The organism is Telluria sp. LT1R51-2, assembly GCF_059685775.1.
This window is the reverse complement of the sequence record NZ_JCASIM010000001.1, coordinates 2,029,331-2,053,779: the sequence shown is the minus strand read 5'-3', so window position 1 is coordinate 2,053,779 and position 24,449 is coordinate 2,029,331. Positions and strand designations below refer to the sequence as shown.

At 64.2% G+C, this 24,449-nt stretch carries 20 protein-coding genes; 9 read left to right on the top strand and 11 right to left on the bottom strand.

Annotated elements, in window-relative coordinates:
* Positions 1-34 precede the first annotated feature (34 nt).
* Both AC56LH_RS08995 and AC56LH_RS08990 read right to left on the bottom strand, forming a co-directional pair.
* Complete coding sequence (locus tag AC56LH_RS08995; protein WP_499645627.1) at positions 35-676, bottom strand: VTT domain-containing protein; 642 nt, start codon at positions 674-676, stop codon at positions 35-37.
* A 95-nt stretch (positions 677-771) separates the two neighbouring features.
* Positions 772-1,830 (bottom strand): AI-2E family transporter, encoded by a 1,059-nt coding sequence (locus tag AC56LH_RS08990; RefSeq protein ID WP_499645626.1) that lies wholly within the window; start codon positions 1,828-1,830, stop codon positions 772-774.
* A 258-nt stretch (positions 1,831-2,088) separates the two neighbouring features.
* Here AC56LH_RS08990 and AC56LH_RS08985 point away from each other — a divergent pair, with 258 nt between their 5' ends.
* The 4 genes from AC56LH_RS08985 (at position 2,089) to AC56LH_RS08970 (ending at position 6,607) form a co-directional block, all read left to right on the top strand.
* Complete coding sequence (locus AC56LH_RS08985) at positions 2,089-2,946, top strand: hypothetical protein (protein WP_499645625.1); 858 nt, start codon at positions 2,089-2,091, stop codon at positions 2,944-2,946.
* An 85-nt stretch (positions 2,947-3,031) separates the two neighbouring features.
* The gene (locus tag AC56LH_RS08980) at positions 3,032-4,315 is read left to right on the top strand and encodes a paraquat-inducible protein A (protein WP_499645624.1); all 1,284 of its coding nucleotides are present in this window, start codon (positions 3,032-3,034) and stop codon (positions 4,313-4,315) included.
* Positions 4,308-5,978, top strand: coding sequence for a PqiB family protein (locus AC56LH_RS08975; RefSeq protein WP_499645623.1), 1,671 nt, complete (start codon positions 4,308-4,310; stop codon positions 5,976-5,978). Before AC56LH_RS08980 ends, AC56LH_RS08975 begins: the two co-directional genes overlap by 8 nt.
* Positions 5,975-6,607, top strand: a complete 633-nt coding sequence (locus tag AC56LH_RS08970) for a PqiC family protein (protein ID WP_499645622.1) — start codon at positions 5,975-5,977, stop codon at positions 6,605-6,607. Before AC56LH_RS08975 ends, AC56LH_RS08970 begins: the two co-directional genes overlap by 4 nt.
* A 41-nt stretch (positions 6,608-6,648) precedes the next feature.
* Here the strand turns inward: AC56LH_RS08970 and AC56LH_RS08965 are convergent, their stop codons facing one another.
* Both AC56LH_RS08965 and AC56LH_RS08960 read right to left on the bottom strand, forming a co-directional pair.
* On the bottom strand, positions 6,649-7,782 hold the full coding sequence (locus tag AC56LH_RS08965) for a PQQ-dependent sugar dehydrogenase (RefSeq protein ID WP_499645621.1): 1,134 nt from the start codon (positions 7,780-7,782) through the stop codon (positions 6,649-6,651).
* A 194-nt stretch (positions 7,783-7,976) separates the two neighbouring features.
* Complete coding sequence (locus AC56LH_RS08960; RefSeq protein ID WP_499645620.1) at positions 7,977-8,315, bottom strand: EAL domain-containing protein; 339 nt, start codon at positions 8,313-8,315, stop codon at positions 7,977-7,979.
* A gap of 156 nt (positions 8,316-8,471) precedes the next feature.
* Here AC56LH_RS08960 and AC56LH_RS08955 point away from each other — a divergent pair, with 156 nt between their 5' ends.
* Positions 8,472-10,076: a methyl-accepting chemotaxis protein gene (locus tag AC56LH_RS08955; protein WP_499645619.1), complete on the top strand. Its 1,605-nt coding sequence runs from the start codon at positions 8,472-8,474 to the stop codon at positions 10,074-10,076.
* A gap of 52 nt (positions 10,077-10,128) precedes the next feature.
* Here the strand turns inward: AC56LH_RS08955 and AC56LH_RS08950 are convergent, their stop codons facing one another.
* A complete protein-coding gene (locus AC56LH_RS08950; protein ID WP_499645618.1) occupies positions 10,129-11,196 on the bottom strand; it encodes an SDR family oxidoreductase in 1,068 nt (355 codons plus the stop codon).
* Positions 11,197-11,315: 119 nt separating this feature from the next.
* On the opposite strand from AC56LH_RS08950, the gene AC56LH_RS08945 reads away from it, so the two are divergent.
* Positions 11,316-11,867, top strand: coding sequence for a hypothetical protein (locus AC56LH_RS08945; RefSeq protein WP_499645617.1), 552 nt, complete (start codon positions 11,316-11,318; stop codon positions 11,865-11,867).
* A 71-nt stretch (positions 11,868-11,938) separates the two neighbouring features.
* Here the strand turns inward: AC56LH_RS08945 and AC56LH_RS08940 are convergent, their stop codons facing one another.
* The 3 genes from AC56LH_RS08940 to AC56LH_RS08930 form a co-directional block, all read right to left on the bottom strand.
* Positions 11,939-14,140: a TonB-dependent siderophore receptor gene (locus AC56LH_RS08940; protein WP_499645616.1), complete on the bottom strand. Its 2,202-nt coding sequence runs from the start codon at positions 14,138-14,140 to the stop codon at positions 11,939-11,941.
* A 274-nt stretch (positions 14,141-14,414) separates the two neighbouring features.
* Entirely contained in the window at positions 14,415-15,509 is a 1,095-nt protein-coding gene (locus tag AC56LH_RS08935; protein WP_499645615.1) for an alpha/beta fold hydrolase, read from the bottom strand.
* A 146-nt stretch (positions 15,510-15,655) separates the two neighbouring features.
* Positions 15,656-16,801, bottom strand: coding sequence for an acetyltransferase domain-containing protein (locus AC56LH_RS08930; protein WP_499645614.1), 1,146 nt, complete (start codon positions 16,799-16,801; stop codon positions 15,656-15,658).
* 114 nt (positions 16,802-16,915) lie between these two features.
* Between AC56LH_RS08930 and AC56LH_RS08925 the strand changes: the two genes are divergently transcribed.
* Positions 16,916-17,866, top strand: a complete 951-nt coding sequence (locus AC56LH_RS08925) for a 2-hydroxyacid dehydrogenase (RefSeq protein ID WP_499645613.1) — start codon at positions 16,916-16,918, stop codon at positions 17,864-17,866.
* A 70-nt stretch (positions 17,867-17,936) separates the two neighbouring features.
* On the top strand, positions 17,937-18,572 hold the full coding sequence (locus AC56LH_RS08920) for a class I SAM-dependent rRNA methyltransferase (protein WP_499645612.1): 636 nt from the start codon (positions 17,937-17,939) through the stop codon (positions 18,570-18,572).
* Between the two features lie 12 nt (positions 18,573-18,584).
* Here the strand turns inward: AC56LH_RS08920 and AC56LH_RS08915 are convergent, their stop codons facing one another.
* Positions 18,585-19,313 carry a siderophore-interacting protein gene (locus AC56LH_RS08915; protein WP_499645611.1) on the bottom strand — a complete coding sequence of 243 codons (729 nt, stop codon included), beginning with the start codon at positions 19,311-19,313 and terminating at the stop codon, positions 18,585-18,587.
* A gap of 19 nt (positions 19,314-19,332) precedes the next feature.
* Here AC56LH_RS08915 and AC56LH_RS08910 point away from each other — a divergent pair, with 19 nt between their 5' ends.
* Positions 19,333-19,827 carry a MarR family winged helix-turn-helix transcriptional regulator gene (locus AC56LH_RS08910; protein ID WP_499645610.1) on the top strand — a complete coding sequence of 165 codons (495 nt, stop codon included), beginning with the start codon at positions 19,333-19,335 and terminating at the stop codon, positions 19,825-19,827.
* A 27-nt stretch (positions 19,828-19,854) separates the two neighbouring features.
* On the opposite strand, the gene zwf is transcribed toward AC56LH_RS08910, so the two are convergent.
* Both zwf and AC56LH_RS08900 read right to left on the bottom strand, forming a co-directional pair.
* A complete protein-coding gene (gene zwf, locus AC56LH_RS08905) occupies positions 19,855-21,321 on the bottom strand; it encodes a glucose-6-phosphate dehydrogenase (RefSeq protein ID WP_258834341.1) in 1,467 nt (488 codons plus the stop codon).
* A gap of 163 nt (positions 21,322-21,484) precedes the next feature.
* The gene (locus AC56LH_RS08900; protein ID WP_499645609.1) at positions 21,485-24,430 is read right to left on the bottom strand and encodes a TonB-dependent receptor; all 2,946 of its coding nucleotides are present in this window, start codon (positions 24,428-24,430) and stop codon (positions 21,485-21,487) included.
* Positions 24,431-24,449 lie beyond the last annotated feature (19 nt).

Below are 24,449 nucleotides of genomic sequence, written 5' to 3'. Positions count from 1 at the left end.
TAAGGCCCTGCAGCAGGTTGCGGGCGCCAGCGGATCAGGCGCGGCGGCCCCGATGCCGTTGCACCAGCCATGCCAGGATGCCCGGCACCAGCGACAGCACGATGATGCCCATGATGACGGCAGTCAGATTGTTCTTGACCCACTCGATATTGCCAAAGATATAGCCGACAATTGTCAGCGACACCACCCACAGGGTTCCGCCAGCGACGTTGTACGCGAGAAAAGTGGCGTAGCGCATGCTGCCCAACGCCGCGACGAACGGTGCCAGGGTGCGCACGATCGGCACATAACGCGCCAGCACGATGGTCTTGGGGCCATGGAGCTCGAAGAAGCGCTCGGTATGCGCGATATGCTCGGCCTTGATCAGACGGAACCGGTAACCACGTTTCACCCGTTCACGAAACGCACTGCCAATGGCAAAGTTGAGGATGTCGCCAGTGACTGCTGCGACAATCAGCAGCGGGATCAGGATTTCCAGCGACAGCATACCTTTGGCGGCCAGCGCGCCGGTGACGAACAGCAGCGAGTCGCCGGGCAGGAATGGCATCACCACCACGCCTGTTTCCACGAAAATGACAGCAAACAGCAGCACATAGACGAGCAACTGGTATTCGGCGGCCAGTACGGCGAGGTGGCGGTCCAGGTGGAGGAACCAGTCGAGCAGGGTAGTGAGCATTGAATTTCTCGTTGAATCGGGTTGCAACAACACCCCTGCCAACGTGATGCTGGCCGGGGCAAAGCGCCTATTTTACCTTTCTTGTTACCCTTGCTCTACTCTTCCTGGAACTCGTCCGAGCGGCAGAACAGATCCCACGCTGCAATGAACAGAGCGGCAATCACCGGCCCGATCACGAAGCCGTTCAGGCCGAACAGCGCCATACCGCCCAGTGTCGAGAGCAGGATCACGTAATCGGGCAGCTTGGTATCCTTGCCGACCAGGATCGGACGCAGGATATTATCGACCAGGCCGATCACCAGAACGCCGTACGCGGCCAGCACCACGCCCTGCCAGATGGCGCCCGTTACCAGGAAATAGATCGCCACGGGCGCCCATACCAGCGCCGCGCCGATGGCTGGCAGCAGCGACAGGAAGGCCATCACCACGCCCCACAGCAGCGGGCCGGACACGTCCAGCATCCAGAAGATCAGGCCGCCCAGTGCACCTTGCGCGACCGCCACCAGCACATTGCCTTTGACTGTGGCGCGAATTACCGTCGTGAAGTTCTGAAACAGGCGGCTCTTGTATTCGACGCTCAGCGGCACCGCGCGCTGGATGCGCGCCGCCAGAATGCGGCCGTCGCGCAGCAGGAAGAACAACAGGTACAGCATGATCGTCATGCTGACGACGAAGTCGAGCGTGTTGCGTCCGATATTGAGCGCATACGTGGCGGCAGCCTGGCTGATCTGCGCTGCAAATTCGGTGATCTTGGTCTGCAGCGACGCCAGGTTGGTCAGTTCGAAGCGTTCGAGAATCGAAATGGCCCAGTTCGGCAAGGCGCGCATCACGATCTGGAAGTAGCCGGCGAAATCGATCTGCCCGCTACTGACCATCGTATAGATGCCGGCGACCTGGTCGACCAGCGATGCCGTGATCATGGCCAGCGGCAGCAGCACCATCAGCACGATCACCAGCAGGGAGAGCAGGGCAGCAACGGTCGGCTTGCCCTTGGTGGCACGCAGCAGCCTTGACTGCAACGGTGCGAAGATGATGGCGAACACGACGCCCCAGAACACGGCGCCGGAGTACGGCAGCAGGATCCAGAGGAAGGCGATCGTGACGATCGTGAGCAGGAGCAGAAAGGAATTCTGCGGGAGGGTAAATTGCTTCATTGGCCGCGTTTGTGAAAAGGTTAATGTTTCTGGATGATAAACCATGCCTTGCAAAGCACCGGGTGCGTTCGTGTAATGACGCGGGGCGGATGTCACATGTATGCAACCTGCATGACATGAAATCGCTGTGTGGCTTAATGACCACAAAGTCAGTTCAATCGTGCGGGTTGGCAAACTAACATCTTGCGATAATTAATCGTTGCCGCGTCGAGACCCAGTCTGGCGGGCACTTTTATCAACCGATTATCCGGAGAACGTATGTCCCGTCCTGCACCACGCACTGCTGCCCCGTCCATCCACACCACCCTCGTCCGCGCGCTCAAGGGCGCCATTCTGCTGGGCGCCGCCGCAGCAGGCATGGCGCAGGCGCAGCAGTCGCCAGCGCTCGACCGCGTCAGCATTTCGGCCGGCGCGTTCTACGCCGATCCTGAAATCCATCTGGGTGGCGACACGCGCTACGGTCGTATCGACACGCCGGACGAAGAAATCAGCGACGTCACGCTGCCACGCGTCAAAGGCGAAGTCCTGATCGGCGACAGCCACGGCATCTCGTTCGATTATTTCCGCTTCGACGAAGGCTACGGCGCCGACCTGAAGGGCGACACCGTGTATGAAGGTCGTCCGGTCAGCGGCGCGCTGCGCGCCGACGCCAACCTGCGCATCGAGCTGGCGCGCCTGTCGTACAAGCTGTGGTTCGGCAAGGAAAAGAACGTCTTTGGCGTCGGCCTGGGCGCAGCCCACCTGCGCGCCAAGATTTCCGGTTCTGCCTCCGCCAATGTCAGCGCGACCGCGCCAGTGGAAAGCTATTCGTGGAGCGGCTCGGCGTCGGCCAGCGAAAGCGTGTGGGCCCCGACTGTCGAACTGGCATGGCGCCATGCGCTGAACGACCAGGTCCGCTTCTACGCGGAAGCCTCGGGCGTGAAGAAAAACGGCGGCAACGTCGAAGGCCATATCTACAACGGCGCCCTCGGCGTGGAGTACTTCCCGCACAAAAACGTTGGCCTGGTGCTGGACTACGGCATCCAGAAAATCGATCTGCACCGCAATGGCGAGCGCACCGCCGACATCGACCTCAAGCTGACCGGCCCATCGGCGTACGTCAAGGTTCGCTTCTGACCGGACTGCGCTCACGATTGAACTGCGCGTTCAGTTGCTCTCGGTCATAATACCTAGTGTAAAAGCACTGGTGTGAGGGGAGTGGGTGAAAACGGATCAACTGGTCGCGTGTCATGACTGTGGCAGCCTGTATCACTGGCGGCCGCTGGCCGCCTGCGAGCGTGCCAGCTGCAGCCGCTGCCAGCACGAGTTGTACCGCTGGCACAAGGACAGCCCGGCGCGCCAGGCCGAAGTGCTGGCCGCGCTGACGCTGGGCGCCGTCTTCGTGTTCCTGCTGGCGCAGTGGTTCCCCATCGTCACACTCGAAATGGGCGGCATGCTCTCGGGCGCCACGCTGTACCAGGCGGTGGCCGTGCTATGGGGCGCGGGAGACCAGGTCATTGCGGCCATGGTCTTTTTTTGCGCCATCATCTTTCCTGGCATCGAACTCGGGTCACTCTTCTACGTGGCGCTCGGCCTGACCCGGGGCGTGCGCGTGCCCGGCTTCAATCTCGTGCTGCGCACTGTTCAGGGCGCGCGCCACTGGGCGATGACCGAAGTGCTCATGATCGGCATCCTGATTACCGTGATCAAGATGACCAGCCTCGCGCGGGTAGAGCCGCATCCGGCGCTGTTTGCCTTTGGCATACTCACGATCCTGTGCGCGCTCGTCATGCGCTACGAACCGAAAGCGCTGTGGGCCCTGGCCGACCGCCTGGCGCCGCTGCGCAAATCCGACCCCGCGCGTCAGACCACCACGCTTCCCGAAGCCGATTCGGTGCTGGTCTCTTGCAGCGCCTGCGGCCTGGTGAACCACACCTGCCCGTCGCGCGACGGCACCGATCGCTGCGCCCGCTGCAGCGCGGCGCTGCATCGCCGGATTCCGCACAGCGTCGGCTGGACCTGGGCCATGCTGCTGGCCGCCACGCTGCTCTACATTCCCGCCAATATGCTGCCCGTGATGTACACCCGCTCGATCGGGGGCACGGAGGGCGACACCATCATGAGCGGCGTCGTGCTGTTCTGGAACACCGGGTCGAAGGGCCTGGCGATCATCATTTTCATTGCCAGTATCGTGGTGCCCGTGTCGAAGCTCGCCGCGCTGGCGTGGCTGAATGCGACTGCTCAGGCGCGCTCGCGCACGGCGCCGATGGCGCGCACGCGTGCGTATCGGGCCATTGAATTCGTCGGCCGCTGGTCGATGCTGGATATTTTCGTGGTTGCCCTGACCGTCGCGCTGGTGCGCTTCGATGCGCTGGTGGTGATCACGGCCGGACCGGGCGCGATCGCGTTTGGCTGCGTGGTGATCGTGACCATGGTCGCGTCGCACCAGTTCGACCCGCGCCTGATCTGGGACCCTATTGAATCGAACGGAGAACCCCATGTCTGAACAGGACAGCGCAACACCATCCGCCACCCCGCCGCCAACCCCGCCAACGCCACCGGACTCGCCCGTGGGGCCATCGGCGCCGCTGGCTGCCTCGCCGGCCATCGACCGCCCGAGCCGCTGGCTGCCATCGCTGATCTGGATGATTCCCGTGCTTGCTGCGCTGATCGGCGCCTGGCAGGTGGTCAGCTGGGTCACCAACAAGGGTGCGACCGTGTACGTGTATTTCTCCAGCGGTGAAGGGCTCGAGGCGGGCCAGACCAAGGTCAAGTACAAGGACGTCGACATTGGCCGCGTTGTTTCAGTGACGCTGGGCGAAGACGGCAACCGTGTCGTGGCCAAGATCGAGATGGCCAAGGAGGCTGACCGCTTCACCGCCATCGACTCGCGCTTCTGGGTCGTGAAGCCGCAGATCGGCGCCAGCGGCGTCTCGGGCCTGGGCACGCTGCTGTCCGGTCCCTACATCGGCGCGGCGCCCGGCGTGAAAGAAGACACGACCAACAGTTTCACGGGCCTGGAAACGGCGCCCCCGATCCCGATTGGCCTGAAGGGCCGCGAATACAGGCTGCATGCCGAGACGCTCGGTTCGGTGGCGCCCGGTTCGCCCGTCTACTTCAAGCGCGTGCGCGTGGGGCAGGTGGCATCGGTGGCGCTCGACAAAGCCGGGCACGGTATCGACATGTCGGTCTTCGTCGAGCAACCCTATATTGGCCTCGTGGGCCCGGATTCGCGCTGGTGGCATGCCAGCGGCGTCGATTTGCGCCTCGATGCGAGCGGCCTGAAACTCAATACCCAATCGCTGGCGGCGCTGGCCACCGGCGGCATCGCGTTCGAATCGGCCGACGACCGCAAACCGGTGACGCCGGCGCCGGCCGGCACCCGTTTCCTGCTGTCCGAAGACCGCAGCGCCGCGCTGCGCCCGCCCGACGGGCCGGCGGTCACAGCCGTGGTGTACTTCGACCAGTCGCTGCGCGGACTGTCTCCGGGCGCTGTCGTCGATTTCCGTGGCGTAGCGCTGGGCGAAGTGCGCGCCGTCGGCATCGAGTTCGATCGCGAGCGCCAGAAATTCACCATGCCGATCACGGTCGACCTGTATCCGGGGCGTCTCGGCAAAGGCTTCATGGCGGCGATGGAGCGTGAAGACGGCGGCCTGCGCGCGTTGACCGCGATGGTGGGGCGCGGCCTGCGTGCGCAGCTGCGCAACGGTAACTTGCTGACGGGCCAGCTGTATATTGCGCTGGACTTCTTCCCGAACGCGCGCAAGGCGACGATCGCCGCGCAGGGCGACATGCTGGTGTTGCCGACCGTGCCGGGCCAGCTCGATGAGCTGCAAAGCCAGATTTCGCGCATCGCGGGCAAACTCGACAAGATCCCGTTCGACGAAATCGGCATGAACCTGAACCTGACGCTGAAGCAGGCGAATGCGACACTCGCACGGATCGATGGCAAGGTGCTGCCCGAAATGCAGCAGACACTCAATGCCGCCAAGGCCACGTTCGCCAGCGCCGAAAGCGTGCTGGCGCAGGATGCGCCGCTGCAGTCCGATTTGCGCAAGGCGCTGCAGTCGGTGACCGACACGATGGCCAAGATCGATGCGCTGGCCGATTACCTCGAACGCAATCCGCAGTCGCTCATTCGCGGCAAACCTCAGGAGAAAAAAGAATGACGCTGTTTATCCAGGCGCGCCGCGCACTCACTGTCGCGGCGCTGGTGGCCCCGCTGCTGCTGGCCGGGTGCTCGAGCACGCCGACCGACCAGTTCTATACGCTCAGCGGTGGCGCGGCCACGGTCGTGCCGCCAGCAGCGGCCAGCGCGCCGCTGTTCTTCGAAATGCGCCCCGTGACGATTCCCGCGCAGGTGCGCCGGCCCCAGCTGATGGTGGCGGGCGAGGCCGGCAAGATCGAGCTGATGGAACATCACCGCTGGGCCGGTCCGCTCGCCGATGAAATCACCACCGGGCTGTCACTGGGGATTGCAGCCAATCTGGGTGGTGTGGATGTGTACCGCAATCCGGCCCCGACCGGCAGCACGCTGTACCGTATCGGCGCGAACATCCAGCGGTTCGAGTCGAAGGAGGGCAGCTACGCCCTGATCGACGCGGTCTGGAATGTGCGCAAGGTCGATGGCGGCCCGGTGCAGACCTGCCGCAGCGTGTTCCAGGAGAACGTGGGACCGGGTTACGAGGCACTGGTGGCCGGGCACCGCGCCGCGCTGGCCAAGCTGGCTGCGGCGATCTCGGCCGGCGTGCGCAGCCAGGTTGCCGGCGGCACGCTGGCCTGCGTGACTAATCCATAGGGTAACCGCGGGCAGGCCCGCGTCTCGCAGCTCCGGCTGGCTTACTTTTTCGGTGTCAGCATCAGGAGCTTGCCGCGCGGACCGTCCTCCAGCAGCCATACTGCGCCGTCCGGCCCGGTGCGAACGGCGCGGATGCGTTCGCCCATGTCCCAGTGGTCCACCTTCTTCGCGTTCTCACCGTCGAGGGCAATGCGGTCCAGCGACTTGCCCGAGAGACCGGTGATGAAGAGGGAATTTTTCCACTTCGGGAACAGGTCCGCATCGTAATAGGCGAGCCCACCTGGCGAGATGGCCGGATCCCAGAACACTTTCGGGGCTTCGAAGCCGTCGCCTGGCTTATGGTCGGGGATGTCGCGGCCGTCATAGTGGCTGCCATTCGATGCGATCGGCCAGCCATAGTTCAGACCTGGCTTGATCAGGTTGATCTCGTCGCCATGGCGCGGGCCCATTTCCATTTCCCACAAGCGCCCCTGCCTGTCGAAGGCCACGCCCAGCAGATTGCGGTGGCCATACGACCAGACGGCTGGGTTGAACCCCTTCGCCGCGAGCGGGTTGCCGGATGCTGGCGTGCCGTCGAGGTTCAGGCGCAGCACCTTGCCGAGCGTCGATTTGGGGTCCTGCGCCGGGTCGAACAGCTGGCGGTCGCCGCTGGTAAAGAACAGGTACTTGCCATCCGGCGAGAAGCCAATCCGGCCCGAATAGTGCCCGCCGGTCGACGCATCCTGGCCGCGGAAAATGACCTTGGTATCCTTGAGTGCGCCGCCTGCCTGGTCCAGTGTCGCCATGGCCAGCATGACGCGGGTGTCGGCGCCGCTACCCGCTTCGGAGTAGCTGAAGTAGAGCATCTTGCTGGCCGCGAAGTCGGGCGCAGGCACGATGTCCATCAGCGCGCCCTGGCCCTTGCTGCTGACGGTGGGTGTGCCGGTCACGGTCTTCCTGGTACCGGTTGCAGGATCGAACAGGATCAGCGTCCCTTCCTTTTGCGTCACCAGCACTTTGCCGTCGGGCAGGAATGCCATTGCCCATGGGTTGTTGAATGTGCCGACCGGCTTGACCTCGAACGGCAGTTTGCTCGTCGCGGGTGCGCTGGCCTGTGCGTTTGCGGCCGTCGGGGCGGCGAACGCGAGCAGGGTGAGCGAGAAAGTGGTGGCAAGGCCGAGCATGCTTGAATTCATGTTTTCCAGATCTCAATTCGCGGATTGATGCCAGGTTGTTGAGGCGGTGCGCGCCCATGGCCCACGCGCGAAGCAGGCGCCGGCGCTGGTTCAAAGGGGCGGTATGAAGTGTAGAGCAAAACGGCCATTGCAGACGCTGCGCTGGTGGCGGCCGCGTGGGGCGGCGGCTGACGGGCGAGGCCGTCAGCGACTTTTCAGCAGCTGGCGACGACTTCCAGCCCGGCGGGGGCCTGCCGGGACGCCATCATGCGCTCGAGCAGATCGGCCAGCGCCATTGGCCGGCAGAACAGGTAGCCTTGCATGCACGGGCCGCCATGCTCGGCTAGGAAGTGCGCCTGCTCAGCGGTTTCGATGCCTTCGGCAACGACGCGCAACTTGAGATGGCCCGCCATGGCAAGGATCGACTGGACAATCGCGGTGCCGTTGATGTCGTGCGGGATATCGCGCCTGAAACTCTTGTCGGTGGTGTTAGTCGCCGGGCTTGCAATGAAACTGAGTGCTCGTGCACGCCTGGTAAGGACGACACGCTCCATCTCTAAATATGTTGTTTCAAGGCAACTGTAAATACGTTATGTACATTGCATCGCCTTTGTGAAGTGGATTTTTACTGACATCGCCGCCCGTTCTGACTCAGTATGTGGTGACTAGCGGAAACCCTTTCAAGGCAAACTATGTATGCGTTCAAGAACATGAAAATCGGCACCCAACTCACGTTGGGGTTTGGTCTGGTCACTGCACTGATGCTGTTACTTGGCGTATTTTCTCTATTCGGCTTGACGGCGATTCACGGTGCAACGAAGGACCTTCACCGCGTTAACACAGAACACCTCAAGCCGCTGTATATCGCGCGTGAAGCGTTGGCCCAGACCGGGCTGGCAGCGCGCAACGCCTATGTCTTCACCAGTGACGCGCAGGCCAGGAACGAGCTCGATCTGGTCGATCAGCAAAAAATGGTGTATCTCGCCGCGCTTGAAGGCATGTCGCCCGCATTTGCCGGCAATACCCAGTTCGACAAGGTGCGCGCCGGATTGCTGGCAATGGCCAGTGCACTGGAAAAACCACGCAGGTTCCGCGAAGCGGGCCAGATGGAGGCATTCGGAAAATTCCTGGTCGAAGAGTGCAGCCCGCTGCGCCACCAGATCGTAAAAGACATCGCGGTGCTGGTTGCCAATGCCGAGCGAGAGGCCGCTGACGCTGAAACATCGGCCGAGCATGCCGAAGCTGCCGCCCGCAACTGGGCCATCGGGCTGACCATCGCTGCGTTTGTGCTGAGTGTCGTCATCTCGACCGCCATCAAGCGCCTGCTGCTCAAACAGCTGGGTGGCGAGCCTGCTTATACTGCCCAGATTGCCAATCTGATCGCCTCGGGCGACCTTGCCACGAACGTGGATGTGCGTGCGGGCGACAGTACGAGCCTGCTGTTCTCGGTGAAAACCATGCGCGACAGCCTCGCATCGATCGTGGGTAAGGTGCGTCATGGAACCGATGCCATTGCCAGTGCCTCGTCCGAAATCGCCGAGGGCAGCTACGATCTGGCCGCGCGCACCGAGGTACAGGCGTCGTCGCTGGAACGCATTGCGTCCGCCATGGAACAGCTGACCACGACCGTCGGGCAGAACGCGAACAATGCACAGCAGGCCAATACATTTGCACAGTCCGCGTCCTCGGTCTCGCAGGAAGGCGGTGCAGTCATGCTCCAGGTGACGGATACGATGGCGTCGATCAACGCGTCGTCCAAGCGCATCGTCGACATCATTTCGGTGATCGACGGCATCGCGTTCCAGACGAATATCCTGGCGCTTAACGCCGCCGTGGAAGCAGCCCGTGCAGGCGAACAAGGGCGAGGGTTTGCCGTCGTGGCCAGTGAAGTGCGTAATCTGGCGCAGCGCTCGGCGAGCGCCGCCAAGGAAATCAAGGTCCTGATCGAAGACTCGGTCGGCAAGGTGGACACGGGTTTTGAACTGGTCCAGCGCGCAGGCAGCACCATGCAGAACCTGATGGAGAGCGTCCAGCGCGTGACCGAAATCATGGGCGATATTTCGACTGCCAGCGCCGAGCAAAGCGTTGGCCTGGGCGAAGTAAGCACCGCGATCGGTGAGATGGATGGCATGACCCAGCAGAATACTGCGCTGGTTGAAGAAGCCTCCGCCGCATCGCAGGAACTGCAGGCGCAGGCATCGGGCCTGGCCAGTCTGGTGGGGCAGTTCCGGCTTGCCAACGTCAGTGGCGAGACCAGCCGGCAAGGGCGCATCGCGCCTGGCGCTGCGCCGCTGCGACTGGCCGTCGTTGCTTGAACATGACATGAAGGTGCGACCGCGACACGACCGGTCGCACCTGCCGTGTTGATTACGGGATCAGGCGCTCTGCGCGCAGGCGTTCAAACAGGTCGAAGAACGATGCATCGGTGGCCTGGTAGGCCGTGAAGCCAAGGCGGCGGCTGTTGCTCATGTCGGTCATGACTTCCAGCGGCCGGCCCAGATCGAGGTCGGTGTGCCAGGCCGATGCCAGGCGATCCAGATCGGCTTCCACCAGGCCGTGGCGCGCCGCGATGTCGCGCCACAGCGGCGCATCGTTTGCCATCGCCGCTTCGAGTGGCTGTACGGTGCCATTGAAACCGGCCGCTTCAACACCGAAGAACGCGGCCAGCTTTGGCCACAACCAGCTCCAGCGGAACACGTCGCCATTGACGATGTTAAAAGCTTCGTTGCGCGACGCATCGGTATCGGCGGCCCAGACCAGCTGTTTGGCCAGCATGCGGGCATCGGTCACATCGGACATGCCATTCCACTGCGCGGCTGAACCGGGGAACTGGAACGGGCGGCCCGTCTCCTTGCAGATCGTCGCATACACGGCCAGCGTAGTACCGAGGTTCATCGCATTGCCAACCGCCAGGCCGATGACGGTGTGTGGACGGTGGATGGTCCAGGTAAAACGGTCGCGCTCGGCTGCCGCATAGACTTCGTCCTCCTGCGCGTAATAGAAATTCTCGAGCGCCAGGCGCGGCTGCGATTCGCGCAGCGGCGTGTCGGGCAGCGTCCCCGAACTGGCGTACGCTTCAAACGGCCCCAGGTAATGCTTCAGGCCCGTGACCAGCGCGACATGGCGCACGCTCTTGTGCGACGACAGCGCGTCCAGCAGATTGCGTACGAGTGCGGCGTTGACGCGGATATTCTCGGCTTCGGTGTCCTGGCGCATCCACGTGGTGATGAAGACGTGGGTCGGGGCAACATCCTTCAGTGCAGCACCCAGCGCGACAGGGTCGAGCAGGTCGGCGGCGATGTGGCGCACCTGCGGCAGGTCGCGAGGCGCGCGGCGCGACAGACCAATCACATCCCAGCCTTGCGCCAGCAGTTCACGGGCGGCGTGGTTGCCGCCAATACCGGTAACACCAACGACGAGTGCGGTTCGTTTCATGTGTGACTCCTGATTTGACAATTGTCGTTCATTTTACTGCGCACGATTGATGTGCGTTCCGGCAGGCTGCGCCGTACTCGGTAGAGTTGAATTCCTTTCCTCTCAGAAATAGTCCAGCCATGACCACGCATCGTAGGTGCATCCTCTGCAACTTCGCCGCCATTGGCACGCCGATTGTGCTGATTGTGGTGATCATGCTGGCCGGTTGCGCGTCGTCGAGCGCGACCCGGATCGGGACGGCGGCGGCCGTGCCACTGACCGATCTGAACGTCGCGCAAGAAGATATTCCAGCGGTGCTGCTGGCCGCACGGGAGAATCCGTACCAGGTACCGTTCGGCCAGAACTGCGTGGCGATCTCGCTGGAAATCCGCGCGCTCGATGATGTCCTCGGCGCCGACCTCGACGCGCCGGTGTCGCCGGCAGACCCGTCGCTGGCGCGCCGCGCGTCGTCGCTGGTGCAGGACCAGGCCGTGGGCGCGCTGCAGCGCACGGCCGAGGGGTTGATCCCGTTTCGCGGCTGGGTTCGCAAGTTGAGCGGGGCCGAACGCCATTCGAAGCACGTCTCGGCCTGCATCGCGGCAGGCTCGATGCGCCGTGCTTTCCTGAAAGGATTCGCCGCCTCGGAACAGTGCGCCTGGCTCAGTGCGGTCGGGGCCATGGCGACGCGCTGACTGGCCGTGGCCATGAAAAAGGGGCGCTGCATTACTGCAGCGCCCCTTTTCTTCATGACCGCGTCACCCCATCAGAAGCGGTAGCGCAGCGTCAGCGATGTGTTGCGCGGTGCGCCGTACGTGAACTGGTTGTAGGCGGCGAACATGGCGAACGTTTTCTTGTCGGTCGCATTGTTGACGTTCAACTGGGCCGACAATTGCTTGTTGAACTCGTAGCGCGCCATCAGGTTGACCAGCGCGTACGATGCCTGCTCCATGCGGCCGTCGATCCCCGGGGCGACCGTGCCGTCGGTCGTGTAGGTGCTGCCTTCCCAGTTCACGCCGCCGCCGACGGTGAGCTTGTCCCACTGGCCCGGCAGGTGGTAACTGGCAAACGCGCGCAGTGTCTTGCGCGGGTAGATCGAATTGAAGTCGACGCCGCTTGCATCCCTGGCGCGGAAGATCGCGTAGCCGATGCTGGCGTTCAGGCCCGAGACGATCTCGCCCGAGACATCCAGATCGATCCCCTTGCTGGTGGCGCCCCTGGCGGCGCGATAATAGTTCTCTTCCAGCAGCGGACCGGATGCGCCGTCGCGATCGATGCGACCGGCTACCTGGCCCAGGTTGTCCTGCTTCAGGTGGAACACTGCCAGCGACGCATTCACGCGGCGGTCGAAGAACTCGCCCTTGATACCCGCTTCGTTGGCCTTGCCCTCGATCGGGTCGAGCATATTGCCCGCGAAGTCCTTCAGGTTTTGCGGCTCGAAGATGCTGGTGTGGCTGGCGTACAGCGAGTAGGTGTCGTTCAGGTCGAACACGAGGCCGGCGTAGGGCGTGATCTCGTTGTCGTAATCGAGCGAGTAGGCTGCCGTGTACAAACCGCCGCCTTGTTTTTCATACTTGGTCACGCGGGCGCCAACGACGGCCTTCAGGCGGTCCGTCAACGTGAAGCGCGCCATGCCGTATAGGCCTTGCTGGGTGGTTTCGCTACCCTCGTAGAACGCTTGCGGGCCGAACGTCGGCGTCGGGTACGACGCCGGATTCCAGTTGTTGATGTCGGCCACGGTCTGGTCTGCGTTCCCGTAGTTCGCCAGCCGGTTGTTCGAATTGAAGTCGGTCTTCGCGTGCAGGTAGCCGAAGGCAGCTTCGTGCTGACGCTCGCCCAGCGTGAACTTGCCGCTCGTGTGCACACCAAAATCCTTTTGCTTGGTCTGGATCACGTACGAACCCGTGAAGGCATTCAGGCCCGAGCCTGTCACGCGATCCGGCACGCCCGACAGGTACAGCAGGTGCGAGTCGCCGTCGCGGGTGGCGTCGGTATAGGTCAGGCGCAGCTTCCAGCCGTTGGCGAAGCGGTGCTCGTAGTCGGCGAAGAAGTTGTCGTACTGGTTTTCATAACCGGCCCACGGGGCGGCGGTGGTTTTTGAGCGGTCCCAGTCGATGACCGAGCCATCGCTGTAGCGGTACGGCAGGCCGCCCCACATCGAGCCGCGCGGGCGCATTTTCTGGCGCGAGAAGCCGGTCGAAAAGGTGCCGTCACGGCCGATGTCGGCTTCGACGGTGGCGTAGATGGTGCGATCCTTGTTTTCCAGGTACTGCACCCAGCTGTCGCCGGCGCTGTACTCGGCCACGGCGCGGCCACGGATGCTGCCCGATTCGTTCAAAGGCGTCGAGACATCGGCCATGATGCGGCGCTTGTCCCAGCGGCCGACGGTGGCCTCGATCGTGCCATCGAGCTGTTTGCTGAAGGCGCGCTTGCGCACCAGGTTCAGCGCGGCCGACGGGGTGCCGGCGCCGGTCATCAGGCCGGTGGCGCCGCGCACGACTTCGACGCGGTCGTACAGGGCCAGGCTGCCCAGCACTTCGCCGGCGCTCCAGGCGGCGTCCCAGGTGGTCGGGATATTGTCGATCTGCAGATTGGTCACTTCGAAACCACGCGCGGTGAAGCTGGCACGGTGGGTTTCGTACTGGTTGACCGAGACGCCAGTGACGTTGTTGGCGACGTCGGTGATGGTGAGCAGGCCCTGGTCTTCGATGCGCTGCTGGGTGATGACGGACACCGATTGCGGCGTGTCACGCAGCGACATGTCCAGTGGCGTGGCGGTGCGGGTGCGACCGATGGTGTACGAGCCGACGGCGTCGCCCAGCTTCTGGGCCTGCACTTGCACTTGCGGCATCGACGTGGTACCGGCGTCGGTGGACTGGGCCTGGGCCAGTAGCGGCAGGGCGAGGCCCACGCAGACCGTCAGTGTCGTCAAGTGAAGATGCCCGGCAGGGCGGACCAGCTTATCCATCGTTGTTTCCTGTTGTTCGTGATTGGTACGGAAGGCGACTACCCGGGATCCGGATTGTCTGCGCCAGCCATAGGCACATGGCTGATCTTCCGAAATGATAACCATTCTCATCTAAGGGTGTCAACTTGTTATTGAACAATGGAAATCCAGTATCGCTGGAAGACAGCTCGAAGGCTGGATGGTGGCGTCACTTGGAACAGGTGCCAGCGATGTTCGTGGTGGGAGAAAGGAATCAGCAGCGGCGCAGGGTGCGCCGCTGCCTGCGGCCCGCGGATCAGGCGATTGAGGTTGCCGGCGCGCCGAGCCAGTCGAAGATGGTGGGCCACAGCGTGGCATGCGCGCTGCGACCGGCCAGCACGCCAACGTGCTGCAGGTTCACGCCGATGTCGCCATGGTATTGCAGCACCTGCTTGCGCGTGCTTGAGGTCGCCTCGTGGAACGGCACCACGGCGGCCGGTGGAATCACCTTGCTGCGAAAATCGACGACGCTGATCATGGGCGCGCGCAGGTCGGCAGGACCGATGGTGCGGCCGTTAATAACAAGCCGGCCGGCCATGAAGTCGTCGTTGCGATACAGCGACTCGACGATGTCGACGAACAGCTTGCCGGGCAGCGCGAATTCGTCATGGCTCCAGCGCTCGACCTGCATGTGCGTGGCAAGCGCCCCCGGATCGAACAGTGACAGCCAGCGGTCAGTGGCACGCTCCCAGCCGAAGGCCTGCGGCTCGGCCATCGCGCTCATCATGTTGAGGAAGGCGCCCGGCACGTGGTGGAAGGTGTCGGCAATCTGCTGCGCATCGGGTGTGGCCTTGACCAGCGGCGCAAAGCACGAGGCGCCGTGCGCGAAACGCAGCGGCGATTCGAGCAGCACAGTGGCCGTCACGTGCTCGGGATGCATGGCGCTGTAGATCGCGGCGAGGATGCCGCCGAGCGAGTGGCCCACTACCGTCAGGCTGGCCTCGCCGCTGTCCGCCTGGATCGCACGCTGGCAGCTCGACAGCATGCGATCGCCATAGTCGGCCAGGCCGACGGCCGGATCGCCATCGAGCATCGGCAGCCATTCGGCCAGGTAGACGCGGTAGCCGCGCTCCTGCCAGCGCCGCACGACACTGATGGCGGGCGCCAGGTCCCAGATGTAGGCGCGCTTGATCGGGGCCGGCACCAGCAGTACCGCCGGCCCGCCGGCGGCGGCGGGGTCGTAGCGGCGCAGTTGCAGGCCCGTTTCGGCGAGGATGACCGTGAACGGCGTTTCCTGCGGACCGTGCCCGGCCTGCTCGAGTTGCCGGCCGCGTTCCTGGCGGCTGCGGTCCATATTTCTGAGGGCTTGTACCTGCTGCGGCCCCAGGTTAGTCCAGTTGCTGGCGTACATGGCGATCCCATCGAAGTGACGACCCTCAAACTCTACCTGCTTCGGCGATCTGCGCCAATCGGGGCGTGCAGGAATCGCCATCGGGTTTGCGCTCGCTACCACCCGGGCCGCGACCGCAATGGCCATACCGACATTGCAGCCGGTGGCTACAGGTACTTGACCCAGGCTTTGCCGCTCTCGCGCTTGTAGCGCCCGAATCGCTTTGTTGGCGAGTACAGCAGCAGCGCCAGCAGGACCGAGCCGAGCCATACTTGCCAGACATGGTCGACGTCGACGCGCGGCACGTCCAGCATGAACGCAGCCAGCCGCTGCGCCACCAGCAACAGATACAGGTGCGCGATATAGAAGAACAGCGGCGCGCCGCCGAACACGGCCGCGACCCGTACCCAGCCGGCGTCGATGCGCTCGATCCAGGCCAGCACCAGCACGCCCACGCCGAGCGTGAGCAGCAGGAAGTCCAGCGACGGCGGGTACTTCGTGAAGTTCAGCCACGACATCGCGCTGCGCAGCAGCGTATCGTGCGGCGCCCACGGCAGCGGCTCGCCATACACGTTCCAGGTGCGCAGCAGCGCGAGCAGCAGCAGGCTGGCCGCGCCGGCCAGTAATAGCCAACGCTGGCGCTGCGCGGCGGGCATGGCGCGCGCATACAGCGGGCCGCAGGCGTAACCGAGCAGGATCACGCCGATCCACGCCAGCAGCGGATAGCTGACGCGCAGCCGCACCGGGTCGTCCACCAGGTTGCCGCGCTGCTCCAGGATCGTCCAGGCAGTGGCGGCCCACGTATCCGGCGCGAACGCCACGCCGGCCAGTGCATTGTGGCCGGCCACGATCGCCGCGCCGATGGCCGCCAGCAGCAGCAGGGGCAGGCGGTGCAGCAGGGCCAGCGCCAGCATCGACAGGCCGATTGCCCACATCACCTGCAGATACACGGTGTGTGGCGTGAAGGTGCCGGTCCAGGCGAAGTTGATGACGACGATTTCGAGCAGAATCAAAAAGGCGCCGCGTTTGGCCAGAAAACCCGTCGCGCTCCTCGGGCCGCTCGCGGGATTGGCATACAGCCAGGCAGACAGGCCGGTCAGGAACACGAACATCGGCGCGCAGAAGTGCGCGGCCAGGCGCGAAAAGAACAGGGCCGGATCGGTGCCCGCGACATCCATCGGGTCGCTGACCTGGTGCTGCAGGTAGAAGGTTTCGCGGACGTGGTCGAGTGTCATGATCAGCATGACGAGGCCGCGCACGACGTCGATCGAGGCGATGCGCGGGCTTGGCGGGGTGACTGGGAGGCTGTGCACGGTGGCATTCATGCAGTGGCAAAGCCCGGCATTCTACCCTGCGCCGCGCCCGGCAAGCCGCGCCTCTGGCATACTCGGTCCATCTTCCACGACGAAACGGCAGGGTGGTAAACGATGAAACCGAGCATTCTCGTATTGGGCAGCGTCTGGTCGAACGACGTGCGCGAACAGGTGGCGCAAGCCTTCGACTGTCACTTCATGAAGGCAATCCCGCAGGCGGGCGACGCCGCGTTCGATGCGATCGCGGGCAGCATCCGTGGCGTGCTCACCACCGGCACGGTCGGCGTCACGCCCGCGCTGGTGGCGCAGCTGCCGCGGCTTGAAATCGTGACGGTGCACGGCGTGGGCGTGGATGCCGTGCCGCTGTCGCTGCTGGCCGAAAAGGGCATCTACGTGACCAATACGCCCGACGTGCTGACCGATGACGTGGCCGATTTTGCCGTGCTGCTGTTACTGGCCACGGTGCGCCGCCTGCCGGTGCTCGATCGCTACGTGCGCGCCGGCGACTGGCTGGCCAAGACGCCGCTGGGGCACGTGCAGGCGCGCGCTTTGAAGGGCAAGGTCGCCGGCATCGTCGGCTTCGGGCGCATCGGCCAGGCCGTCGCCGTGCGCCTTGAGGGCTTCGGACTGCAGATCCGCTACTACCAGCGCAGCCCCGGGCCGGCGCCGGCACAGCGCAGCGCATCACTGCTGGCACTGGCGCAAGAGAGCGACATGCTCGTGCTGTGCATGCCGGGCGGCGCCGATACGCAAGGCATGATCGACCGCGCCATCATCGAGGCGCTGGGCCCGCAAGGCACCCTGATCAACATCGCGCGCGGCACCGTGGTCGACGAAGCAGCGCTGGTAGCAGCGCTGCAGGATGGCCGGCTGGGCGCCGCGGGCCTGGACGTGTTCGAGAACGAACCGCAGGTGCCACAGGCGCTGCTGGCGCTGGACAATGTCGTGCTCACGCCGCACGTGGGCAGTTTTACGGTCGAAGCGCGGCGCGCAATGGGCGCGCTGGCGGTGGCCAATCTGGTCGCCCACTTCGACGGCAAGCCGCTGCCCACGCCCGTAGACTGAGGTCATGATTCAGGGGCAGTAAGGGGGCGCGATTGCTGTATCATCCCCGTCCTGCAAACGAAAGTCACACATGCTCATCATCACCATCAAGCAGGGCAAGGAAAAAGCCCTGCTCGCCGGCGACCCGTGGATCTACCTGTCGGCCGTCGAAAAAGTCGACGGCAAGGGCCATGAACGCAACAAGCCGGGCATCACCGCCATCGTCCAAACGTCGACGCGCCAGTTCATCGGCCGCGCCGCCTACAACGCCAAGTCGCAGATCGTCGGGCGCATGTGGTCGTTGCGCGAAGACGAGCCGGTCGATCACGCGATGATCAAGCGCCGTGTGCAGGCGGCGATCGACAAGCGCGCCGCCACGCTGCGCACTGCCGATCCGCAGGCGCTGATCGGGTTGATCGATGGCGAGAAGGATGGCCTGCCAGGCCTGCAGGTACATCAGTATGGTAGCGCCGACGGTTATCTGATCTGCCAGTTCAACGCTGCCGGTGTCGACATGTGGAAGGTGCCGGTCGTGCAGGCGCTGTTGAAAGCCACCGGTTGCCGCAACGTCTACGAACGCAGCGACCCGCTCGTGCGCCAGGGCGAAGGGCTATTGAACACACCCGGTGCACTGGCCGGCGACGAGCCGCCCGACCGCCTGATGGTGCGGGATGGCAAACGCCTGGTGCCGATGGATATCGCCACCGGGTTCACCTATCCGCGCTGAGCGGCTGCCCTGTCAGTCCAGGCGCTCGTGATGGTCGGCCACGCCGCGCTTCCAGTAGGCCGATACCTTGGCGGCGTGGCGTGGCATCCCAGTCTCGACCAGCACCTGGCGCACACGCGCCATCAGCGCCGCTTCGCCGCCACCCCAGGCCAGTCCGGCGCCCGGCTGCAATGGCAAAGCCTTCAGCACCTGCAACAGCGCATCGTCGCTGTCGACCCAGTGGATACGGGCATCGGCGCGGGTCACCAACGTGCGGCGGTCCGCTGCATCCACCAGCAGCACCACGTCGACGCGCGCCCCTGCCGGCAATTCTTCGAGCCGGCGCGTCACGGCCGGGAGCGCGCTGTGGTCGCCGATCAAGAGGTGCCAGTCCATCGCCAGCGGCAGGATCATCGAGCCACGTGGCCCGCCAATGATCGCGCGCTGGCCGACGGTCGCATTGCGCGCCCACTCGGCCGCGCCGCCATGGCCATGCAGTGCAAATTCAATGTCGACTTCGCAGGCGTCGGTGTCGACCCGGCGCGGTGTGTAATCGCGCCGTACCTGTTCGCCACTGGCGTCGTTGAACATGAACTTCACATGGTCGTCGAACGACAGCGACGTGAAGTCCGCCAGCGCCTCGCCCTGGAAGGTGATGCTGGCAAAGCCGGGGCTGACGCGGTTGATGCGCGCCACGGTGACCTCACGCAGTTTCAGGTCGTGGCGCACGCGTTCGATCGTGGGGATGTCGGTTTCACTCATGCTACACTCCATCAATTAGTTGATAACGTCCACCATTATGCAAAAAGAAGTTGATAGAGTCAACCAAAAAAGCGGCGAAGATGCGCTTGAGGTCATGCACGCGATCGTGCACCTGTATCGTTCGCAGCAGATGCGCGGCCTGCGCAACGGCATACAGGCCGGCTCGCACGAACTGGCGCACATGGAAATCAAGGTGCTGCGGTTCTTCGGCCGTCATCCCGGCGCGACGCAGAGCGATCTGGTTGCGCATTCGGGCCGCGACAAGGCGCAGGTTGCGCGCCTGATCAAGGGCTTGCGCGATGCGGGGATGCTCGATGCGACCGCCGACGAAGCGGATCGGCGCAGTACCCGGCTGACACTGAGCAGTGCAGGCCAGGCGGTGTGTGAGGAACTGCGCCGGCAAAGCGGCGCATTGGGAAAGATTGCCCTGGCAGGGCTGGACGCGGACGAGCAGGCCCACTTGATGGCATTGCTGGCGCGCGTGCGCGCCAATCTGGAAGCCGGCGCGGCCTGAGGCCTTGCCGGCAGGCGGTCGAGTCGCTTACTCGACCCAGCCGAAGCCGTCGCGCGCCAGCAGCGCGAACGATTCCGGCGGCCCCCACGAACCGGCCGCGTACGCGTGCGGCTTTTCGCCCAAGGTCTCCCAGCCGTTGATGATCGGCTCGACCCATTCCCACGCCGCTTCGAGTTCATCGCGGCGCATGAAGTGCGTCAGGCGGCCGCGCACGACGTCGATCAAGAGACGCTCGTAGGCTTCGGCGCGGCGCTGCGCGAATGCCGACTGCAGATCCAGGTTCAGCGCGACCTGCTGCATCAGCATGCCGCTGCCCGGTTGCTTGGCGAAGATCTGCAGTTTGATCGCTTCTTCGGGCTGCAGTTCGATGACGAGGCGGTTGGCCACGCCGCCTGGCGTTTCGGGGAACAGCGGGAACGGCGGATTGGCGAACTCGATGACGATCTTCGACGAGCGGCGCGCCATGCGCTTGCCGGTGCGCAGATAGAACGGCACCTTCGACCAGCGCCAGGTATCGATGTGGGCGCGCAGGGCGACGAAGGTCTCGGTGTGGCTGTCGGCCGGCACGTTGCTTTCTTCGTGATAGCCCTTGGCTTCCTGGTTGCCACTGACGCCACGCGAATACTGGCCGCGCACGGTGTCACGCGCAATATCGGCCAGGCCCATGCGGCGCAGCGAGCGCAGTACCTTGAGCTTTTCGTCGCGCACGGCGTCGGGCGAGAGCGAGGTTGGCGGCTCCATCGCCACGATGCACAACAGTTGCATCAGGTGGTTCTGCACCATGTCGCGCATCGCGCCGGCGCTGTCGTAGAAGCCCGCGCGGCTGCCCACGCCGACTTCTTCCGCCACCGTGATCTGCACGCTGGCGATGTTCGGCGCGCGCCACAGCGGTTCCAGGATCGAGTTCCCGAAGCGCAGCACCATCAGGTTCTGCACGGTCTCTTTGCCCAGGTAGTGGTCGATGCGGTAGATCTGGGATTCAGCGAAATGCTTGCCGACCGCTTCGTTGATCTCGACGGCCGAGGCCAGGTCGCGGCCCAGCGGTTTCTCGAGCACGACGCGTGCGTTGGCATCGACCAGGCCGGTGGCGGCGAGCTTGTCGCAGATCATCGTGAACAACGATGGCGCGGTGGCGAGATAGAACACGCGCTGGGCGCCATCGCGCGAGACGTCGCGCAGCGTGTCGAAGACCGGCGCCTCAGCGACGTCGACCTTTACGTAGACCAGCAGATCCAGGAAACCGGCCCAGCTTTTCTCGTTGAAGTTATCGCCGCTGATGAACGAGCGCGAATGCTCTTCGATGAAGGCGAGATAGGCGGCGCGGTCATAGTCCTGGCGACCGGTCGACAGGATGCGGGTCGATGCCGGCAGGTTGCCGTGCAGGTAGGCCATGTACAGGGCGGGCAGCAGCTTGCGCATGGCAAGGTCGCCCATCCCGCCGAAGATGGTCATGTCGAGGGGGAGGCCGTTGTCAATCTCGGTCGAGGTGCTCATGGGTCTTTCGCTGGCAGGTTGGAGAAAATCGCGTGCGTCGCGTCGCTGTAGATTGTAGCGTACCTGAGGTCGGTCGATGCCAGGCGTGCCGCCATGGCATGCAGGACGCGGACGAAAAAAAGCCCGCGCAAGCGCGGGCCCAAGGACGCGAGGACGCGTTCGGTCAGAACTTGTAACGCAGGCCGAACAGATATTCGCGGCCCGTGACGTTGTTGACGACGACGCTGTTGCGCGCCCGGCTGATGAACTGGTCGCTTTCTTCGTTGGTCAGGTTGACGCCTTCGAGCGTGAACTCGAGCTTCTCGTTGACCTTGTACGAGAACGACAAGTCGACGTTCAGGGTTTCGTTCTTGCCTTCGACGTCGTTGTTGTTCTGGCCCGGCACGCGGGTCACGAAGCCCGAGCGCTGGGCGGCCGAGACGCGGGCGCTGAACTTGCCATCGTCATAGAACAGCGTGGCGTTCCATGCTTTCGGCGACAGGTTCAGCAGGTCGTCCGTGATGCGCGCATCGCTGGTCGGCGAGACCAGGTATTCGATCTTCGACGAGACCCGGGTGTAGTTCAGCAGCGTACCGAAGTTCTTGCCCCAGCCAGGCAGGAAGGTGAACGGCTGCTGGTAGTTGATCTCGAAGCCTTTCAGCTTGCCGCCGTCGGTATTGACCGGGGTGGTCAGCGCAAACACTTCTTCACCCGTGAAGTTCGCCGGCAGCAGCGACAGCGGCAGGCCCGAATCGCGGAACGCCACGTTGGTGCGCAGGCTCTGGATGTAGGTGTCGATGTTCTTCTGGAACAGGCCCACACCGACGAACGCCTTGTTCTTGAAGTAGTACTCGAAGCTGGTGTCGAAGGTCTTGGCGCGGAACGGCTTGAGGAACGGGTTGCCGGTGTTGATCGACAGGTTGCCGGTGGTCGCGATACTGCCACCCGGCGACAGGAAGCCCAGTTGCGGGCGTGTCATGACCTTGGCGGCGCCGACGCGCACGATGAATTCGTCGGTGATGTTCGCGGCCAGGTTGAACGATGGCAGCGTGTCCTTGTAGTCGTGGTCGACCGTGACCGCGGTGCCACCACCGGCAGCCTGGTAGCCGGTCGTCGACAGATCCGTCTTCACGTGGCGCACGCCGACGTTGCCGCGCACCGGGATGTTCCACAGGTCGTAGCGGAACTCACCCATCAGGTACAGGCCATCGCTTTTCTCGGTGACCGAGCGGTTGTTGCCGCGTGCATTGCCGTTCTCGATTGACGAGAGCCGGAAGTCGCCCGGGCCGCCGGCGGGGCCGCTCTTGATGCAGTTGCAGTAGATGTCGTAGGCGGCGGCGATCGCCTGCAGATTCGGCACCGCCCAGCCGGTCGGATTCCCGGCAGGGAGGCCCAGGTTGCTCCCGAAGCCCGTCAGGTTCGTCGTCAGTCCGGTAGCGCCTGCGGGCGGTGCGAAGATCGTGTCGTTCTGGTTCACGCGCCGGAATTCGTAGGTGTCCGAGCTGTACTTCTTGCTGTTGACGCCGCCCTTGATCGTGAAGATGTCACTGGCTTCCCACGCCAGGTCGAACTGGCCGACGTTGTTGACGTTGTCGGTGCCTTGCGGCCGGGTGCGGATCTCGCTGGTGGTCGTGTTGGCGACCGTCGATGGCTGGGTGCCAGTAGCCACCTGCGGTACGCCGACCAGGCCGAGGCGGTTGCCCATCGGGTCGAATGGATAACCGATGACCGGACGGCGGTCGTCGTTGCGGAAGTCGAGCGTGTAGCCGTCGACGTTCAGCGCGTCGAGCGTGACGGTGGTCTGCACCGGATTGCGGAACTTCGAGTTGGCGCGGCCATAGCGGGCGCTCATGCTCAGCGTGTCGGTGAGTTTGTGTTCGAGCGTCAGCGTCGGCTGCGTGAAGGTGGTTTTCAGTTCGTCGAAGCGCTGCTCGGAGCGGATGTCGACGCCATTGTATTTGCCGTACAACAGGGAGCCATTCGGCGCGTACTCGGCCTGCACCACGCTCATTTGCGGCTTGCCGCCCTGGCTGGCGCTGCGGCTGAACGAAGTCGCTTCCAGGAAGTCTTCCTGGCGCGTCGCGTCGAGCTTCGAGTACAGCATGTCGAAGGTGAGCAGGGTGCCGCGCTGCGGACGCCATTGCACCGATGCCGTCAGGCCCAGGCGATCCTGGTCGTGGGTCAGGCGGCCATAACGTGGCAGGCGCGGATGAAAGTTGTCCGCGCTGCTGGCGGCGGCATAGGCGGCCTGGTTTTCCGGAGTGTTCGGCAGGCGCGCGACGCCCTGTGCGGCCGGACCGCAGGTGGTCGCGGTCGAGTTGGTCGGATTCGCGGCCGCGCCGCGTGGGGCGCACCAGCCGCCCGACGACGGGCCGTTATCCCAGCGCACCGTGCTGAAACCATCTTCCAGCACGCGCCGTTTCGAGAACGCGCCCGAGACCAGCACGCCGACCTTGCGGTCGAAGAACGTGTCCGAAATCATGAAGGCTGCGCGCGGATCGGTCTTGTCGGAGCCGTCGTTGTACTTGCCCTTGAGGGCGACCGTGGCGTTGAAGCCTTTCAGGTCGAACGGGCGCAGCGTTTGCAGGTCGACGGTGGCGCCGAGCGAGCCTTCGTCGACGTCGGCCGAAGAGCTCTTGCGCACGGTCAGCGCGCTGAACAGTTCAGACGCGAATACGTTGAAGTCAAACCCGCGGCCACGGTTGGTGCCGCCCGAGCTGTCGGTGCCGCCCGTGGTGGCGAGGCCCTCGATGCCGTTGATGCGCACACGCGTAAAGTCCTGGCCCAGGCCGCGCACCGTGATCGAACGGCCTTCACCCGCATCGCGGTCGATCACGACGCCCGGCACGCGCTGCAGCGATTCGGCCAGGTTCGTGTCGGGGAACTTGCCCATGTCTTCCGACTTGATGACGTCGACAATGCCGTTTTCCTGGCGCTTGGCGTTCAGGGCGCTTTCGAGCGAGGCGCGCAGGCCCGTGACGACCACCGTTTGCGCTGCGCCGGTACCGGTTGGTGACGCGGCCACTTCCTGCGCGAACGCGGGGCCCAGCGACATGGCGGATACCGAGGCCGTGCCGAGCAGGCACAGGGTGAGTTTGCGCAGCGATGCGCGGTGCGGGTGTTGGTTCATGCTGTCTCCATGCGTTTTT

Coding starts and splice junctions, on each gene's coding strand:
- AC56LH_RS08995 (WP_499645627.1), bottom strand. CDS start 676: ATGCTCACTACCCTGCTCGACTGGTTCCTCCACCTGGACCGCCACCTC.
- AC56LH_RS08990 (WP_499645626.1), bottom strand. CDS start 1,830: ATGAAGCAATTTACCCTCCCGCAGAATTCCTTTCTGCTCCTGCTCACG.
- AC56LH_RS08985 (WP_499645625.1), top strand. CDS start 2,089: ATGTCCCGTCCTGCACCACGCACTGCTGCCCCGTCCATCCACACCACC.
- AC56LH_RS08975 (WP_499645623.1), top strand. CDS start 4,308: ATGTCTGAACAGGACAGCGCAACACCATCCGCCACCCCGCCGCCAACC.
- AC56LH_RS08970 (WP_499645622.1), top strand. CDS start 5,975: ATGACGCTGTTTATCCAGGCGCGCCGCGCACTCACTGTCGCGGCGCTG.
- AC56LH_RS08965 (WP_499645621.1), bottom strand. CDS start 7,782: ATGAATTCAAGCATGCTCGGCCTTGCCACCACTTTCTCGCTCACCCTG.
- AC56LH_RS08960 (WP_499645620.1), bottom strand. CDS start 8,315: ATGGAGCGTGTCGTCCTTACCAGGCGTGCACGAGCACTCAGTTTCATT.
- AC56LH_RS08955 (WP_499645619.1), top strand. CDS start 8,472: ATGAAAATCGGCACCCAACTCACGTTGGGGTTTGGTCTGGTCACTGCA.
- AC56LH_RS08950 (WP_499645618.1), bottom strand. CDS start 11,196: ATGAAACGAACCGCACTCGTCGTTGGTGTTACCGGTATTGGCGGCAAC.
- AC56LH_RS08945 (WP_499645617.1), top strand. CDS start 11,316: ATGACCACGCATCGTAGGTGCATCCTCTGCAACTTCGCCGCCATTGGC.
- AC56LH_RS08940 (WP_499645616.1), bottom strand. CDS start 14,140: ATGGATAAGCTGGTCCGCCCTGCCGGGCATCTTCACTTGACGACACTG.
- AC56LH_RS08935 (WP_499645615.1), bottom strand. CDS start 15,509: ATGTACGCCAGCAACTGGACTAACCTGGGGCCGCAGCAGGTACAAGCC.
- AC56LH_RS08925 (WP_499645613.1), top strand. CDS start 16,916: ATGAAACCGAGCATTCTCGTATTGGGCAGCGTCTGGTCGAACGACGTG.
- AC56LH_RS08920 (WP_499645612.1), top strand. CDS start 17,937: ATGCTCATCATCACCATCAAGCAGGGCAAGGAAAAAGCCCTGCTCGCC.
- AC56LH_RS08915 (WP_499645611.1), bottom strand. CDS start 19,313: ATGAGTGAAACCGACATCCCCACGATCGAACGCGTGCGCCACGACCTG.
- zwf (WP_258834341.1), bottom strand. CDS start 21,321: ATGAGCACCTCGACCGAGATTGACAACGGCCTCCCCCTCGACATGACC.
- AC56LH_RS08900 (WP_499645609.1), bottom strand. CDS start 24,430: ATGAACCAACACCCGCACCGCGCATCGCTGCGCAAACTCACCCTGTGC.